Annotated in this window: 14 protein-coding genes; 10 read left to right on the top strand and 4 right to left on the bottom strand. The window is 67.5% G+C overall.

Annotated elements, in window-relative coordinates; all coding sequences use genetic code 11:
* The first annotated feature begins 167 nt into the window (after window positions 1-167).
* Window positions 168-1,358, top strand: coding sequence for a dual-specificity RNA methyltransferase RlmN (gene rlmN / locus P1K30_RS10465; RefSeq protein WP_275632671.1), 1,191 nt, complete (start codon window positions 168-170; stop codon window positions 1,356-1,358).
* A 4-nt stretch (window positions 1,359-1,362) separates the two neighbouring features.
* Window positions 1,363-1,839, top strand: a complete 477-nt coding sequence (locus tag P1K30_RS10460) for a CAP domain-containing protein (protein WP_275632670.1) — start codon at window positions 1,363-1,365, stop codon at window positions 1,837-1,839.
* Here P1K30_RS10460 and P1K30_RS10455 read toward each other — a convergent pair.
* The gene (locus P1K30_RS10455; RefSeq protein WP_275632807.1) at window positions 1,836-2,651 is read right to left on the bottom strand and encodes an LOG family protein; all 816 of its coding nucleotides are present in this window, start codon (window positions 2,649-2,651) and stop codon (window positions 1,836-1,838) included. The two genes, P1K30_RS10460 and P1K30_RS10455, sit on opposite strands and share 4 nt — an antisense overlap.
* Before the next feature lie 99 nt (window positions 2,652-2,750).
* Between P1K30_RS10455 and dapD the strand changes: the two genes are divergently transcribed.
* From dapD to P1K30_RS10435, 4 genes are all read left to right on the top strand, one after another.
* Window positions 2,751-3,578, top strand: coding sequence for a 2,3,4,5-tetrahydropyridine-2,6-dicarboxylate N-succinyltransferase (gene dapD / locus P1K30_RS10450; protein WP_275632669.1), 828 nt, complete (start codon window positions 2,751-2,753; stop codon window positions 3,576-3,578).
* Window positions 3,579-3,677: 99 nt separating this feature from the next.
* Complete coding sequence (locus P1K30_RS10445) at window positions 3,678-3,932, top strand: GlsB/YeaQ/YmgE family stress response membrane protein (RefSeq protein ID WP_275632668.1); 255 nt, start codon at window positions 3,678-3,680, stop codon at window positions 3,930-3,932.
* A 126-nt stretch (window positions 3,933-4,058) separates the two neighbouring features.
* Entirely contained in the window at window positions 4,059-4,397 is a 339-nt protein-coding gene (locus tag P1K30_RS10440; RefSeq protein WP_275632667.1) for a hypothetical protein, read from the top strand.
* Window positions 4,394-5,026, top strand: coding sequence for an HAD hydrolase-like protein (locus tag P1K30_RS10435; protein WP_275632666.1), 633 nt, complete (start codon window positions 4,394-4,396; stop codon window positions 5,024-5,026). Before P1K30_RS10440 ends, P1K30_RS10435 begins: the two co-directional genes overlap by 4 nt.
* A 75-nt stretch (window positions 5,027-5,101) precedes the next feature.
* Here the strand turns inward: P1K30_RS10435 and P1K30_RS10430 are convergent, their stop codons facing one another.
* Both P1K30_RS10430 and P1K30_RS10425 read right to left on the bottom strand, forming a co-directional pair.
* Complete coding sequence (locus P1K30_RS10430) at window positions 5,102-6,175, bottom strand: Hint domain-containing protein (protein WP_275632665.1); 1,074 nt, start codon at window positions 6,173-6,175, stop codon at window positions 5,102-5,104.
* Window positions 6,176-6,206: 31 nt separating this feature from the next.
* Window positions 6,207-7,799, bottom strand: a complete 1,593-nt coding sequence (locus P1K30_RS10425; protein WP_275632664.1) for a Hint domain-containing protein — start codon at window positions 7,797-7,799, stop codon at window positions 6,207-6,209.
* A gap of 310 nt (window positions 7,800-8,109) precedes the next feature.
* Here P1K30_RS10425 and dapE point away from each other — a divergent pair, with 310 nt between their 5' ends.
* From dapE to P1K30_RS10405, 4 genes are all read left to right on the top strand, one after another.
* Complete coding sequence (dapE, locus tag P1K30_RS10420) at window positions 8,110-9,261, top strand: succinyl-diaminopimelate desuccinylase (protein ID WP_275632663.1); 1,152 nt, start codon at window positions 8,110-8,112, stop codon at window positions 9,259-9,261.
* A gap of 38 nt (window positions 9,262-9,299) precedes the next feature.
* Window positions 9,300-9,875, top strand: a complete 576-nt coding sequence (locus P1K30_RS10415) for a TIGR04282 family arsenosugar biosynthesis glycosyltransferase (protein ID WP_275632662.1) — start codon at window positions 9,300-9,302, stop codon at window positions 9,873-9,875.
* Between the two features lie 32 nt (window positions 9,876-9,907).
* Entirely contained in the window at window positions 9,908-12,181 is a 2,274-nt protein-coding gene (rnr, locus tag P1K30_RS10410; protein WP_275632661.1) for a ribonuclease R, read from the top strand.
* Window positions 12,182-12,270: 89 nt separating this feature from the next.
* The gene (locus P1K30_RS10405; protein WP_275632660.1) at window positions 12,271-13,545 is read left to right on the top strand and encodes a lytic murein transglycosylase; all 1,275 of its coding nucleotides are present in this window, start codon (window positions 12,271-12,273) and stop codon (window positions 13,543-13,545) included.
* Between the two features lie 234 nt (window positions 13,546-13,779).
* Here the strand turns inward: P1K30_RS10405 and P1K30_RS10400 are convergent, their stop codons facing one another.
* On the bottom strand, window positions 13,780-16,737 hold the full coding sequence (locus tag P1K30_RS10400) for an error-prone DNA polymerase (protein WP_275632659.1): 2,958 nt from the start codon (window positions 16,735-16,737) through the stop codon (window positions 13,780-13,782).
* Between the last annotated feature and the right edge of the window lie 19 nt (window positions 16,738-16,756).

The following is a 16,756-nucleotide window of genomic DNA, read 5'->3' as shown; positions in this document are numbered from 1 at the left end:
GCTCGCTTGGCCGACAGGGCGAGCGGCGTCGTCAGGCGGGCCGCTCCCGCCGTTTTGACGCAGAACGGCGGGTCATACCCGGTCTGCACCCGGTTTCTGCGCGTGGTGATCCTTTATTTTACGGCGCATATCCTATATCAGACCGGAACCTTTTCCGGAGACGATCCATGACCGCGCCTTCTGCCCCGATCACGCAGGATGTCCTGACGATTCCGCGCCGCACCCCCGAGGGTGACGGCAAACGGAACCTTGTCGGCCTGACGCGCGACCAGCTGCGCGACGCCCTGATCGAAACGGGCACGCCCGAGAAGCAGGCGAAGATGCGCGTCGGCCAGGTCTGGCAGTGGATCTACCAGAAGGGCGTCCGCGATTTCGACTCGATGACCAACCTTGCCAAGGCGTACCGCGCCCAGTTGGACGAGAATTTCGTGATCGCCATCCCCGAAGTGGTGCAGCGCCACGTTTCCGAGGACGGCACCCGCAAGTACCTTGTCCGCATCGCTGGCGGCCACGAGGTCGAGACGGTGTACATCCCCGAAGAAGGCCGCGGCACGCTGTGCATTTCCAGCCAAGTGGGATGCACGCTGACCTGCTCGTTCTGCCACACCGGCACGCAGCGTCTGGTGCGCAACCTGACCCCGGCCGAGATCGTCGGCCAGATCATGCTGGCCCGCGACGATCTTGGCGAATGGCCCGAGCCCGGACGCGCCCCGAAGGACGAGACGCGGCTGCTGTCGAACATCGTGCTGATGGGCATGGGCGAGCCGTTGTACAACTTCGAGTCCGTCCGCGACGCGATGAAGATCGCGATGGATCCCGAAGGCATCTCGCTGTCGCGCCGCCGCATCACGCTGTCGACCAGCGGCGTCGTCCCCGAGATCGCGCGCACCGCCGAAGAGATCGGCTGTCTTCTGGCGGTCAGCTTCCACGCCACCACCGACGAGGTCCGCGACCGCCTTGTGCCGATCAACAAGCGCTGGAACATTGCCGAACTGCTCGAGGCGCTGAAGGCCTATCCCAAGCTGTCGAACTCGGAACGGATCACCTTCGAATACGTGATGCTGAAGGATGTGAACGACAGCGACGCCGACGCGCGCCGTCTGGTCAAGCTGATCCGTGGCATCCCCGCCAAGATCAACCTGATCCCGTTCAACGAATGGCCCGGTTCGCCCTATGAGCGGTCGGACTGGAAGCGGATCAAAAGCTTTGCCGACATCATCTACAAGGCCGGTTACGCCAGCCCGATCCGCACCCCGCGCGGCGAGGACATCATGGCCGCCTGCGGCCAGCTGAAGTCCGCGACCGAGCGTGCCCGCAAAAGCCGCGCGCAGATCGAGGCCGAGACCCGCGCGGGCTGACCCGATGCGCCGGCGCCATGTCCTGTCGCTGGTCGGCGGCGCGATCCTGTTCCCCGGCGCAGTACTTGCACAAGGCTGCGGCCTGCCGTCCGGGGCCGAGGCGGCGCTTGCCGACGTTACCAACCTGACCAACGCTCTTCGCCGCCGCAGCGGCCTGTCGCCGCTGGACCTGTCGCCCGCGCTGTTTGCGGCGGCACAGGACCAGGCCTGCCATATGGCCGCGACGGGGCGCATGTCGCACAGCGGCGCCGGAGGATCCGGTGTCGGAGACCGGGCCCGTGCGGCGGGCTATCGCTGGCGCTTCGTCGCCGAAAACGTCGCCGCCGGGCACCCGGATGCACAGGCCGTGGTCGCCGGCTGGCAGGCGTCGCCCGGCCACCGCGACAACATGCTGTCGCGGCAGGCGGTCGATATCGGCCTTGGCGTGGCAGCCGGCGGCGGCCGGCTGTACTGGGCAATGGTGCTGGGCGCGCCGCTTTAGGCGGCCCAGTCGTCCATCGCCGCGATGGCGTCTTCGGCGGTCTCGACGAAGCGGAACAGGTCCAGATCCTCGGGCGAGATCGTCCCGGCATCCGCCAGCGCCTCCCAGTTGACGATCCGCTCCCAGAAGTCCTGCCCGAACAGCAGGATCGGGATCGGATCCATCCGCTGGGTCTGGATCAGGCACAGCGTCTCGAACAGTTCGTCCAGCGTGCCGAAGCCGCCGGGGAAGATGCAGACGGCGCGGGCGCGCAGCAGGAAGTGCATCTTGCGGATCGCGAAGTAGTGGAAGTTGAAGCACAGCTCGGGCGTGACGTACTCGTTCGGCGCCTGCTCGTGCGGGAGCACGATGTTCAGCCCGATCGACACCCCGCCGGCATCGGCCGCGCCTCGGCTGCCCGCCTCCATCACGCCCGGACCGCCGCCGGTGACGATGACGTTCTGCAGGTGGTTGCCGTCGCGCTGTCCCCGCTCGGTGACGATATGCGCGAACCGGCGCGCCTCTTCGTAGTATTTCGACAGACCGGCCAGCGTTTCTGTCCGGGCCGTGTCCTTCTGCGACGGTTCGGGCACCCGCGCGCCGCCGAACAGGACGATGGTGGATTCCACCCCGTATTCGGTCAGCATCAGCTCGGGCTTCAGCAGTTCCAGTTGAAGCCGCACCGGGCGCAGTTCGTCGCGGCACATGAAATCGTCGTCGGTGAAGGCCAGCCGATAGGCCGGCGACCGCGTCTGCGGCGTGTCGGGCGTGTTGCGAGAGCGGACGATGTCCTCGTGCGCGTCGGGGAACTTGCGTTTCTTGTGGTCGAGCATCTCGGCCATCTCTCCTCGTGTCATTGCACCGCGTTGGTCCTAGCTCTATAGCCATTTCGCGACTTAGACCAAACACGAGACCCCGCAACGGAGCGCCCGATGTCCAACGCCCAGCTTGAAACCGCAATCGAAGCCGCCTGGGAGGCGCGCGACACGATCACCCCCGCCACCACCGGCGAAACCCGCGAAGCGATCGAAGATACGCTGAACGCGCTGGATTCCGGTGCGCTGCGCGTCGCCGAGAAGACCGAAGGCGGCAATTGGGTCGTGAACCAGTGGGCCAAGAAGGCTGTGCTGCTGGGCTTCCGCATCAAGGACATGGAACTGCAGGACGGCGGTCCGCAGTCCGGCGGCTGGTGGGACAAGGTCGACAGCAAGTTCAAGGGCTGGGGCGACAACCAGTGGAAGGCCGCCGGGTTCCGCGCCGTGCCGAACTGCGTCGTCCGCAAGTCCGCCTATATCGCGCCCGGCGTGGTGCTGATGCCGTCCTTCGTGAACCTCGGCGCCTATGTCGACAGCGGCACCATGGTCGACACCTGGGCCACCGTCGGCAGCTGCGCCCAGATCGGCAAGGGCGTGCACCTGTCCGGCGGCGTCGGCATCGGTGGCGTGCTGGAACCGCTGCAGGCCGATCCGGTCATCATCGAAGACAACTGCTTCATCGGCGCCCGGTCCGAGGTGGTCGAAGGCGTGCGCGTCCGTGAAGGCGCGGTGCTGGGCATGGGCGTGTTCCTTGGCCAGTCCACCAAGATCCTCGACCGCGAGACCGGCGAAGTAATGTACGGCGAGGTGCCGCCGTATTCCGTCGTCGTGTCGGGCTCGATGCCGTCGAAGAACGGCGTGAACCTGTACTGCGCGGTCATCGTGAAACGCGTGGACGAAAAGACCCGGTCCAAGGTCGGCATCAACGAACTGCTGCGCGACTGACCTGAAGGTTTTTCACGGGGCCGGGAACTTTCCCGGCCCCGCGGTGTTCTCCCTGCAACAGCCCGCAACGGCGGGCCCTTCAAATCAAGGGAGACGACCATGACCGGCATCGGCTGGCTTGCCGCCATCATCATCGGCGGTATCGCGGGGTGGCTCGCGGAACAATTCATGAAATCCAACATGGGCATCCTGATGAACATCATCCTCGGGATCGTCGGCGCCGTCGTGCTGAACGCGATCCTGATGGCGGTGATGGGCGGCACGCTGGGTGGCTGGATCGGCCAGCTGGTCGTGGGCTTCATCGGCGCCTGCCTGCTGATCTGGGTCGCACGGATGTTCCGTCGCACGGCCTGATCTCCGCAGATCGACACCAGTTACGTAACGAGTTCGAACGGCCCGACCGCATCCCGCGGCGGGCCGTTTTACATTGGTCGGCGCCGGCACTGGCGGCGGACCGCGCGCGATGCTACGACCGCCGGCATGGCGAAGGAAAAGAAACCCCAGCAGGTCTACACGCTGCTTGTTCAGGTCGGCCGCAAGGCTGGCGACGGTCTGCCCGACGGCGCGACCGGCGCGGCGCTGATGTGCTACGCCTCTGGCGTGGACGAGGCCGAAGCCGTGCGCGAGACGGTCGCGATCCTGAAGCAGGCCGACCTCAACCCGCTCGACGTGACCGGCTACGGCACGCTTGAAGAGCGGCTGGAGGAAGGCCACGACATCGCGGACGAGGAACGGGACCTGATGGCCCGCGCCCTTGCCGAGAATTCGGTGATCGTCGCGCAGATGACGCCCTTCTTCGGAGATGAGGACGACGCGTGAACGCAGTCTTCCTCGACCTCGACGGCACCCTCACCGACCCGAAGCCGGGCATCACGGCCGCGGTGATCCACGCGCTGACCCGGCTTGGCCATGAAGCGCCTGCGGCCGACGACCTGACATGGGTGATCGGCCCGCCGCTGATCGACAGCTTCGCGAAAATGGGCGTGGCGGACCCGAACAAGGCGCTGGCGCTCTACCGCGACTACTTCTCGGATCGCGGCCTGTTCGAGAACGCGGTCTACGATGGCATCCCCGCCGCGCTGGACGCCCTGCGCGCCGACGGTCACCGGCTGTTCCTTGCCACCGCCAAGCCGCATGTCTACGCGCGCCGGATCACCGCCCATTTCGGCCTCGACCGGCATCTCGAGGCACAGTTCGGCCCCGAGCTTGACGGCACCCATAACGACAAGGCCGATCTGCTGGCGCATGCGCTGGCGGACCGGGGCATCGACGCGTCGGACGCCGTGATGATCGGCGACCGCAGGCAGGACGTCGCGGCGGCGCAGGCCAACGCGATGCCGTCCATCGGCGTCACGTGGGGCTACGGGGCGGATGGCGAACTGGCGGACGCCACGGTGTTGTGCCACGCGCCGGATCAGCTGGCCAAGGCCGTGCGCCAACTGGCCTGACCCGGCTTCTTCTCTTTCGAAATACCTCGGGGGGCCGCGCAGCGGCGGGGGCAGAGCCCCCTCCGGCGCGGGACGTCAGGCGCAGCGGCCGGACACCAGCACCATCGCCTCGAACGGCTTCAGCAACGGCCCGGCCACCTCGGCATGCACCGGAAGGCGGGCGGGCGCGACCCCGGCCAGCACCGAGCTTGCCAGCCGCACCGGCCGACGGGCGAGGCGACCGATATACAAGCTCTCGGACCACGTTCCGGCGGTGTACAGGCAATCGTGCATGTCCAGCACAAGCTGATGATACCGGACGACGGGCCCTTGAGCCGTCTCGGCCCCCGTCGCGGCGGTCGGGGCGGCCATCGGCTGCAGATGCCGCGCCTCGACCATCACGGTGTCGGTGCCGAACAGGTACTCGGCGTCCGATCCGTCGATCATCACCCGGTGGTGCGGGGCGACGCACATGTCGGTGCGCAGCCCGAGAAACGGCGCGCGCAGCCGGACGGGGCGGTACTGTCCCACCGCCGGAACGGCGCGGGACACGACGTGCCGTACGGGCTGCAGACCGCGACCGGCGGTGACGACAAGGTCGCCGGGCCGGATCGTTTCGATCCGCCGAGTGCCGGCTGCGGTCTCGATCAATGTGTCGCGGGCGAAACCGGGCATCGGGCCGATGGGTTCCAGCCGGTTCGACGCGGCCAGCAGCGACACGCGCGGGTCGATCCGGCTGCCGCAACCGGCTTCGGCCAGCAGGCGCAGATCGGCGGTCGGCATCGGGTGCGGCGCCGCGACGGCGACCTGCTGGGCCGCGGCGCTGTCGACGTTCTCGGCGGTCAGCGTGCCGCGCCGCGCGGGGGCGTCCCAGCCATATGTCAGCCGCAGGGTGTCGTTGGCCATCAGGCGCGGCGCGTGAACCGTCGCGCGCGCGGCCGACCGGCCCTGCCGATGTTCGACCGTGACACGGCCGTCCGGTGACAACGACACGCGCAGGCTTCGGGGCCAGCCGTCCCGGCACTCCATCGTCAGAAGATCCACGGTGGCGTCACGGTCGCCGTGCGTCTGTGCCTCCAGCACAAGGGTGCCGGTCGCCAGCAGCTCGGGCGCCGTGTTCGACGGACGGCGCAGGCAGGACCGACCGTCGCTGATTGCCAGCCAACTCATCGGGCGCGCATCCCCGCGCAGTGCGGCGATCTCATGCGGCCAGCCGCCCCTGTGCCAGAACCGCGCGGGCCAGAACCCGGCCTTCGAATTCTTTCAGCGTGCGCCGCGCCGCGGGGCCGTATCCGTCGCCGGTGCGCGGGTCGAGTTCGGGGAACAGGGTGCAGATCTCGTCCAGGATGTCGGCTTCGAACACCGCCGTGGTTTGCGGGCCGGGCAGGAAGCTTTCGGTCGGCAGCCCTTCCGAGAACACCACCTCGTGCGCGTCGAACAGAAGGTGCACGTATTCCACCATTCCGCCTTCGACGCGCCGCACCGACCGGCCGTTGACCAGATGCCGCGCGGCGACCAGCACCTCGGTCTCGCCGAACAGCAGTTCGGACGCCGCGTTGCGGACCAGCACCCGGTGCTGCGGCGATACGCGCAGCGGACGGTGCGTGCCAAAGGTGTTGGCGTCGATGTGGATGGGCGCGAAGCGGTCCGTGGCGGCGGTCTTGCGGCGCCCGATCCAGCGCAGCGGCTGCGGGCCGTGATCCTGCGTATCGACAAGGTCCCCGACCCGCAGGCGTTCGACGGGCACCTCTCCGCCCGGGGTGCGGATCATCGTGCCGGACACGAAGCACGGCACCGTCGAGACCGTGACAAAGCCGGTGTCGGTATGGCCGGTGTCGTCTTCGATGGAATAGGTGAAATTGGCGACCTCTTCGTCGGAATCCACGGCGATGGTGAAGGTTCCGTCGGCGTTCAGAGTCACGGCTTGTCCGTTCGGCAGGGTCACGGTATCCCCCGCCGAGACCGCCACGCCGTTGATGTGGGTGACGGTGATCACCCCGTTCGAGGCCGAAAAGTCGTTGCCAAGCACGTCCAGTACGGCCTCTTGGCCGGGGTCGATGCGAACGGCATCCTCATGCGCGACCAGCACCGTCTGCACGCTGTCCCCCGCGATCAGGATGTTGGAATCGTAGTTCGAATCCATCACGTCCGCGATCCCGATGCGCAGCGTGTTCACCTGTCCGGGGATCACCTGCATGGTCAGCGTCATCGTGACGGTGAAACCGTCCATCTCGGTGTTGAACGCGTCCGAGGTGTTGTCGTTGTACAGGTTGATGTTGTTGACGTGGTTGACGTTGCCAACGCTGGTGTGGCCGTTGCCCACCTCCATCGACGCAGGCGCGCCGTTGACCCAGACCCCCACGGCGTCGTTGTAGATGGACCCGGTGTATTCCGGGTATTCCTCGGACGAGAACACGAACTCCATGGTCAGCGTGTCGCCGGTCGGGATGAAATCAACCGTCAGGAACGATGCGTCGTAGGTGTTCGCGCCCACAAGGTCGTTGAACGCCGCGTCATTGTTCACGCCGCCGGTGTTGGTCGACTGGTTGTTGTCCTGGTTCGCCTGTCCGCGGTTGTTGGCGAACTGGCTTGCGCGGCCCGTCGACAGGATGACCCCGGTGTCGCCGGGCGTGACGTCGCCCGAGATCTTGTCCCCGTTCGAGTAGATCCCCGACGACCCGTTGTCGCCGCTGTAGGACGCGGCGACCACGTTCACCCCGTCCCCGAAGATGGCGTCCGCCATTTCCGTGGCGGATGCGCCCGTGTCGACGGGCAAGCTCTTGGCCTTGACCATTCCGTGTCGTCTCCTGCCTCTTTGGGGCAGGGCGACGGGACAGGCAGCCGGGCACCGCCCCGTCCGGGACGGTGGTGATGGTCTGGTTTTGCCTGTCCGCCTGCGCGTGGCCGTCTTTGCGCGGCCTGCCTGCCTTTTGATTTTTCGGGAAGCTGCCGGAGAAGCGGTCGAATTGCCTAGTATTAATCATGTTAGTTTCCGGCTTCGGGCATGATTGTTTCGAAATCGCCACAAGTTACGCAACTTTCGCGTGTGATTGCAGTGCGCGCGGTGCGGGGCTAGCAAGGCAAAGCAACAAGGAGTCCCGCCGATGTCCCAGCCCGTCGATCCCGTCGACCTGACCGCCCGCCTGATCCGCTGTCCCTCTGTCACCCCTGAAGAGGGCGGTGCGCTGGTGCTGCTGGATAAGCTGCTGACCGATGCCGGGTTCACCTGCACCCGCGTGGACCGGGGCGGCGTGTCGAACCTGTTCGCGCGCTGGGGGGCGAAGGGCAACGTGAAGACCTTCGGCTTCAACGGGCATACGGATGTGGTGCCCGTGGGCGACGCCGGGGCGTGGACCCACGATCCCTTCGGCGGAGAGATCGAGGACGGCATCCTGTGGGGCCGTGGGGCCACCGATATGAAATCCGGCGTGGCCGCCTTTGCCGCGGCGGCGGTGGACTTCGTGCGCGAGACGCCCCCCGAGAACGGCGCCGTCGTGCTGGCGATCACCGGCGACGAAGAGGGCGACGCGATCGACGGTACCACCGCGCTTCTCGACTGGATGGCAGAGCAGGGCGAGCGCATGTCGGCCTGTCTTGTCGGGGAACCGACCTGTCCCGAGACGATGGGCGAGATGATGAAGATCGGCCGCCGCGGGTCGATGAACGCGAAGTTCGTGGCGCAGGGCGTGCAGGGGCATTCAGCCTATCCGCACCGCGCGAAGAACCCGGTTCACGCGATGGCGCGGCTGTGCGACCGGCTGGCCAGCCATGTTCTGGACGAGGGCACCGACCACTTCGACGCCTCGACCCTTGCCGTCACGGGGATCGACACCGGCAACCCGGCCACCAACGTGATCCCGTCCAGTTGCAGCGCGATGGTCAACATCCGGTTCAACGACAGCCATACCGGCGCGGGCCTCAGCGACTGGCTGCGGGCGATGGCGGATCAGGTCGCGGTGGAAACCGGCGTGTCCTTCGAGGTGTCGATCAAGATTTCGGGCGAAAGCTTTCTGACGCCGCCGGGCGAATTGTCGGACCTGATCGGTCGGGTGGTTCAGGCGGAAACCGGCGTGACGCCGGAACTGTCGACCTCGGGCGGCACCTCGGATGCGCGGTTCGTGAAAGATCACTGCCCGGTGGTGGAATTCGGGCTTGTCGGCAAGACGATGCACAAGGTGGACGAACAGGTGCCGGTCGAACAGATCGAGCAGCTGAAGCGGATCTACCGCCGCATTCTCGAGGGTTACTTCGCTTGAAGCCCCGGGCGCGGTCCCGCAAGCCCACGTTGATCGTCATGCTGAAGGACCCGCGTCCGGGTCGGGTGAAGACCCGGCTGGGGCGCGAGATCGGCATGGTCCCCGCCGCGTGGTGGGTCCGGCACCAGACCGCGCGCCTGTTGCGCCGCCTGACCGATCCGCGCTGGCATCTGGTGCTGGCCGTCGCCCCCGACACCGCGCTTGCCAGCCGCGCGTTTCCCGGTGATCTGCCGCGCGTGGCGCAAGGTCCCGGAGACCTTGGCGCCCGGATGGCACGGCTGCTGCGCGCGGCGCCGCCGGGGCCGGTCCTGCTTGTCGGGGGCGACATTCCCGGCCTGACCGCTGCCCATGTTGCGCGCGGCTTCGCGGCGCTGGGCGGACACGATGCGGTGTTCGGCCCGGCCACCGACGGCGGCTTCTGGCTGGTCGGTCTGAAACACCCCCGTGCCGTACCGGCAGACCTGTTTCGGGGCGTCCGCTGGTCCACCCCGCACGCCCTTGCCGACAGCTTTGCCACGCTGCGGGACCGGCGCGTCGCGCGGGCCGATATGCTGTCCGACGTCGACACGGCGGCGGACCTGCGCGCGGCCTCGGAGGCTTGCCTTTCCGAATGACGTCTCTGCGCGTCCGTGCTACCGCTGACGCCATGAGCAGCCTGCCGACAAAACAGCAGATCCTCGAGTGGATCTCGGATAACCCGACCCAGACCTCGAAGCGCGACATCGCCCGCGCGTTCGGCATCAAGGGTCAGTCCCGCATCGACCTGAAGCGGATGCTGAAAGAGCTTGAGGCCGAGGGTCACCTTGAAAAGCGGCGCAAGACCTACCGCGACCCGGACAAGCTGCCCCCGGTCTCGGTGCTGGAGGTCCTGCCGCCCGATGCCGACGGCGACCTGTTCGCGAAACCGCTGGAATGGCAGGGCGAGGGGCTCGAGCCCCGGGTGCTGATCATCCCACGCTCGTCCGATCCCGCGATGGGCGGCGGCGACCGCATTCTGGGCCGCCTGACCGAGGTGAACGAGGACAGCCATGCCTATGAGGCGCGGCTGATCCGCAAGATCGGCACCAACCCGCGCCGCATCCTTGGGATCTTCCGCAAGGGCGCCGAGGGCGGTCGCATCATCCCCATCGACAAGGGCGTCGACAAGGAATGGCGCGTCGGCCCCGGCGCGACCCACGGTGCGAAGGATGGCGAACTGGTCGAGGCCGAGGGCGCCGGTCCGAAGGCCCGTATGGGGCTGCAGAACGCGCGCATCGTCTCGCGGCTGGGCGACCCGACCGAACCGCGCGCGGTGTCCCTGATCGCGATCCACCAGCACGGCATCCCGGACGACTTCCCGGACAAGGTCGTGGCCGAGGCCGACCGCGCCAAACCGGAAGGGCTGGGCAACCGCGAGGACCTGCGCGACCTGCCGCTGGTCACGATCGACCCGGCCGACGCCCGCGACCACGACGACGCCTGCTTTGCGCGTGCCGATGACGACCCTAAAAACCCCGGCGGGTTCCGTTTGTGGATCGCCATTGCCGATGTCGCCGCCTATGTCACGCCGGGCTCGGCGCTGGACCGCGAGGCGCGCAAGCGCGGCAACTCGACCTATTTCCCCGACCGGGTGGTGCCGATGCTGCCCGACCGGCTGTCGGGCGACCTGTGTTCTTTGCACGAGGGCGTGCCGCGCGCCTGTATCGCCGTCGAGATGACGCTGAACGCGGACGGCGACAAGATCCGGCACCGGTTTACCCGGGGCCTGATGAAATCGGTCGCGTCGCTGAACTATCGCGAGGTGCAGGAGGCGCAAGACGGCACCCCGAACGACAAATGCGCGCCGCTGCTCGACGATATCATCCATCCGCTGTTCGCCGCCTACGAATGCGCCAAGCAGGCCCGCGCCCGACGCCAGCCGCTGGATCTTGATCTGCCGGAACGGCGCATCGAACTGTCCGAGGACGGCAAGGTCGCGTCGGTCGCCTTCAAGGACCGGCTGGATGCCCACAAGCTGATCGAGGAGTTCATGATCCTCGCCAACGTGGCCGCCGCGGAAGAGCTGTTCGCCCGCAAACGGCCGCTGCTGTACCGTGTGCACGAGGAACCCGACCCGACGCGGCTGGACGCCCTGCGCGAGGTGGCGCAGGCGTCAGGCTTCAACCTTGCCAAGGGGCAGGTGCTGCACACCCGGCACCTGAATTCGTTGCTGGGTCAGGCCGAAGGGTCCGAGTTCGACGAACTGATCAACATGTCCACCCTGCGGTCGATGCAGCAGGCGTATTATCACCCGGACAACTTCGGCCACTTCGGGCTGGCGCTGAAATCCTATGCCCACTTCACCTCGCCGATCCGGCGCTATGCCGACCTTCTGGTGCACCGGGCGCTGATCTCGGGGCACGGCTGGGGCAAGGACGGGCTGTCGCCGGAAGACATCGAACAGCTGGAACAGACGGCGCAGCACATCAGCGACACGGAACGCCGCTCGATGGCTGCCGAGCGCGACACCAACGACCGCTATCTTGCCGCCTATCTCGCCGACCGCGTCGGCAACGAGTTCGCGGGGCGGATCTCGGGCATCCAACGGTTCGGCGCCTTCGTGCGGCTGGACGAGACCGGCGCGGACGGGTTGATCCCGGTGCGCACGATGGGGCGCGAGTTCTTCCACTATGACGGACAGTCGCAGACGCTGATGGGGTCGGACAGCGGTCTGGTGATCAGCGTCGGCGACGAGGTAACCGTGCGCCTGACCGAGGCAGAGCCAGTGACCGGCGGGCTGATGCTGGAGATGCTGGAACTGCGCGGCAAGGCGATACCCAAGGGCCCGTCGCGCGGCGGTAAATCGGGCGGCAAATCTGGTGGGCCCCGGCGGTCCAAGGCGGTGAAATCGGGGGTCCGGAAACAGAAGGCGGCGCGCAAGGTAAAGCGGACACGACGCTAGCGGCCTCTCGCTCATGGTGTGCTGCGCGGTTCCGTTTTATCAACCCTTTGGCTAGTATCCGCGCGGGGAGAGGACCGAAAGGACGTGGAATGCAGTTTCGCCGCTTTGCCGCTCTTCTGGCCACGGGTCTGGCCGCATTGTGCTGGACACCCGCGGGTCTGGCCGAGCCTGCCGTCGCCAGCTCTCCCGTACCCGAACTGCGGCCCGGAAGCGATATCGTGACCGCCACCAACAGCCCCGATCCCGAGCTGGCCTTCCCGGCCTGGATCGAGCAGTTTCGCGCCCGCGCGCTGGCCGAAGGCATCCGCGCCGACGTCTACGACGCGGCGATGCGCGGTATCTCCTTCCAGTCGAAGGTGGTCCTGCGGGACCGTACGCAAGCCGAGTTCACCAAGCAGATCTGGGACTACCTCGACACCGCCGTGTCCGACCTTCGGGTGAAGAACGGCCGCGCCGCGCTGGCGGCGAACGGCGACCTGCTGTCCGAGATCGAGGCGCGCTATGGCGTCGAGGCCGAGGTCGTCGCGGCGATCTGGGGGCTGGAGACGGCGTTCGGCACCTTCAAGGGCGACACCCCGATCGTGGCGGCGATGGCGTCGCTGGCCTATGACGGGCGCCGGGCGGACTTCTTCGAAGAGCAACTGATCGCCGCGCTCGAGATCATCCAGTCCGGCGACACCGACGCGGACCAAATGGTCGGCAGTTGGGCGGGGGCGATGGGTCACACCCAGTTCATGCCCGGGTCATACCTTGCCCACGCGGTGGACTTCACCGGCGACGGCAGGCGCGACATCTGGGGCGACGACCCGGCGGACGCGCTGGCCTCGACTGCGGCCTACCTGCGCCACCACGGCTGGACCAAGGGTCAGCCCTGGGGGATCGAGGTGGTGCTGCCCGAGGGCTTCGACTTTTCCGAGACCAGCGAACGGGTGAAGAAGCCCGCGTCCTACTGGAACGAACGGGGCGTGCGGGACACGGCGGGCAACCCGTTGCCCGACAACGGCCCGACCTCTGTCCTGCTGCCCGCGGGGCACCGGGGCGCGGCCTTCGTGATCTACGACAATTTCCACGTCATCGAGAAATACAACACCGCCGACGCCTACGTGATCGGCGTGGGCCACCTGTCGGACCGCATCGCGGGCGCGGATGCCCTGCGCGCGGGCTGGCCGCGCGAGGATCGCGCGCTGTCCTTCGACGAAAAGCAGGAAATGCAGCGCCGTCTGCTGGCCGCTGGGTTCGACCCCGATGGGGTCGACGGCATCATCGGCCCGGACACCATCGCCGCGGTCAAGGCCTACCAGTCCTCTGTCGGCATGGTGCCGGACGGCTATGCCTCATTGGAAATCCTGAAGCGCCTGCGCTGATCGCCGGCCGTCGCGCGCGCGGCGCGTGCGGGAGCCTCCGGCGGGGATATTTCAGGACCAAAGAGGCAAGGTTTTGGTAACCACTTTGGTCCAGATTTTCCGGGCGGTACAGGCGGGGACGCCGATGACCGTGACCGAAGACGGTGCCCTGTCCCGGCAGTGGGGCAGGGCGCTGCTTCTTTGGTCCTAAAATATCCCCGCCGGAGGCAAGAAAGGTCCTGCGCGCGTTTGGCGTCATGCGAAATGGCGGACGTCGCGCGGATGGCTTCGCATGCTCACCGCAGCCGGGCGTGCCGGTGCGCGGGGCTGGGGCGGCGGCGTGCCCGTCGGGGTCAGCCGGTCGCGCAGCAGCGAAAGCGGGTGCGCGCGCAGGGTCAGGCGGAACGAGACGTAGTCTTCGACCACTTCCTCGCCAATCGTCATCGCGGGCAGGGGGACCGCCGGTTCGCGGATCCCCTCGCCATCAAGGTCGCCCCTGAACAGGGGCAGTTCGCCGCTGTCGGGCAGGGCGCGCGCGGCCCAAAGCGCCTGTCGGCGGGGAATCTTCAGGCCGGCGAAGGCGTCCGCCTCGGCCAGTGTCCTGATGTGTTTCGAGGCAAGGCCGGCGCGGCGCCACACGTCCTCGATCGCGCGATAGCCGTTGCGGCGGGTCGCGATCAGCCACTGGGCGTCTTCCTCGGGCAGGGCGCGCACCTGCCGGAACCCCAGCCGCAGGGCAAGGTCGCCTTCGTCGGTGCGTTCCAGCGCGTTGTCCCAGAAGCTGCGGTTGACGTCTACGGGGCGGACCTCGACCCCGTGTTCGCGGGCGTCGCGGATGATCTGGGCGGGGGCGTAGAAGCCCATCGGCTGGGCGTTCAGCAGCGCGCAGGCGAAGATCGCCGGGTGGCGGTATTTCAACCAGGCAGAGGCGTAGACCAGCAGTGCGAAGCTGGCGGCGTGGCTTTCGGGAAAGCCGTAGGAGCCGAAGCCTTCGATCTGCGAGAAGCACCGCGCGGCGAAGTCGGCGTCATAGCCCTTGTCGCGCATCCCGTTCAGAAAGCGGGCGCGGAATTCGCTGACGTTGCCGTGCTTCTTGAAGGTGGCCAGTGCGCGGCGCAGGCGGTCGGCTTCGTCCGGGCTGAAGCCGGCGCCGGTGATCGCGATCTGCATCGCCTGTTCCTGAAACAGCGGGACGCCCAGCGTCTTGCCCAGCACCGCGCCCAGTTCGTCCGAGGGAAAGGTGACCTGTTCCTCGCCGTTGCGCCGCCGCAGGTAGGGGTGAACCATGTCGCCCTGGATCGGGCCGGGGCGGATGATCGCCACTTCGATCACCAGATCATAGAAGCAGCGGGGCCGCATCCTAGGCAGGAAGTTCATCTGCGCGCGGCTTTCCACCTGAAACACGCCCAGGCTGTCGGCCTTGCACAGCATATCGTAGACGCCCGGGTCCTCGGGCGGCAGGCTGGCGAGATCGTAGTCGATGCCGTGGTGTTCACGGATCAGGTCGAAAGCCTTGCGGATGCAGGTCAGCATTCCCAGCGCCAGCACATCGACCTTCAAGATCCCCAGCGCGTCGATGTCGTCCTTGTCCCACGGGATCACCGTGCGGTCCTCCATCGTCGCGTTTTCGACCGGGCACAGTTCGTCCAGCCGACCCTCGGTGATGATGAAGCCGCCGACGTGCTGGGACAGGTGGCGGGGGAAGCCGATCACCTCGTGGATCAGCGCCATCGTCTGCTGCAGGTGGCGGTCGCCGGGGTCTAGGCCGATCTCGCGGAACCGTTTCTCTTCGACGGCGTCAGCCGAGAAGAAACCCCAAAGCTGCGAACTGAGGGCGCCGATCGTGTCCTCGGTCAGGCCCATCGCGCGGCCGACCTCGCGGATGGCGCGCTTGCCGCGATAGTGGATCACCGTGGCGCACAGCCCGGCGCGGTGGCGGCCGTAGCGGTCGTAGATGTGCTGGATGACCTCTTCGCGGCGCTCGTGCTCGAAATCGACGTCGATATCGGGCGGCTCGTCGCGGGCTTCGGACACGAAACGTTCGAACACCATCGTGCCGATCTCGGGCGAGACCGAGGTCACCCCAAGGCAGTAGCACACCACCGAGTTCGCCGCCGACCCGCGGCCTTGGCAGAGGATGTCGCGGGACCGGGCGAAGGCCACGACGTCGTGCACCGTCAGAAAGTAGGGTTCGTACTTCAGCTTGGCGATCAGGGCGAGTTCGTGGGCCAGCAGGTCGCGGACCTTCTGCGGCGCGCCGGATGGATAGCGGCGGTCCAGCCCTTCGTATGCAAGACGCGACAGGCGGTCGGACGGGGTTTCGTCACCGGCGATCTCGGACGGGTATTCGTAGCGCAGCTGGTCTAGGTCAAAGACGCAGCGGGCGGCGATCTCGGCGGTGCGGGCGACCGCGTCCTCGTGGCCTTCGAACAGGCGCAGCATTTCCGGTTCGCTGCGCAGCCGCTGTTCCGAGTTGGCGAGCGCGGCGCGGCCAAGCTGGTCGACGCGCACGCCTTCGCGGATCGCGCTGAGCACGTCGGTCAGTTTGCGCCGCGCGCCGTGGTGCATCACCGGCGCGGCCGAGGCGGCGGTGGGCAGGCCGAGATCGGCGGCCAGCGCGGACAGGCGGCCAAAGCGGGCGCTGTCCTGCCCGTCGTAGCGCGGCGCCATCAGAAGCGTCACCTGTCCGGGAAAGCGGTCCGACAGACGTTCGGCGCGGGTGCGCCAGTCGCCCGGCGCGCGTCCAGCGGGATGCAGCAGCATCTCTTGCCCTTCGCCCCACTCGAGCAGGTCGTCGAACCGCAGGTCGCATTCGCCCTTGGGCGCGCGCAGGCGACCGGCCGAGATCATCCGGCTGAGCCGTGCCCAAGCGGCCCGGTCGCGGGGCAGACAGGTGACGGTGAAGCCATCGGTCAGGACGATGCGCGCGGCGGGCACCAGCCGGGGAACGTGAAAGATCGGCGCCGAGGGGGGATCGGGCAGGTGATCGGGTTTCGGGGGGCCGATGGGATCCGCCGCGCGCCGCAGCCGGACCTCGCGCGCGATCTCCTTCGCGTGGGTATGGGCGCGGACGATTCCCGCCACCGAGTTCACGTCGGCGATGGCCAGCGCCTGAATCCCCAGGATGGCGGCGCGGGCCATGTATTCCTCGGGGTGCGAGCCGCCGGTGAGGAAGGTGAAGTTGGAGGTGGAATCGAGTTCGGCGAAGGGCATGCGTGAAGTATATTCACGT

Source organism: Psychromarinibacter halotolerans (assembly GCF_029168315.1).
Lineage (GTDB): Bacteria > Pseudomonadota > Alphaproteobacteria > Rhodobacterales > Rhodobacteraceae > Psychromarinibacter > Psychromarinibacter halotolerans.
This window is presented reverse-complemented; position numbering and strand designations above follow the sequence as displayed.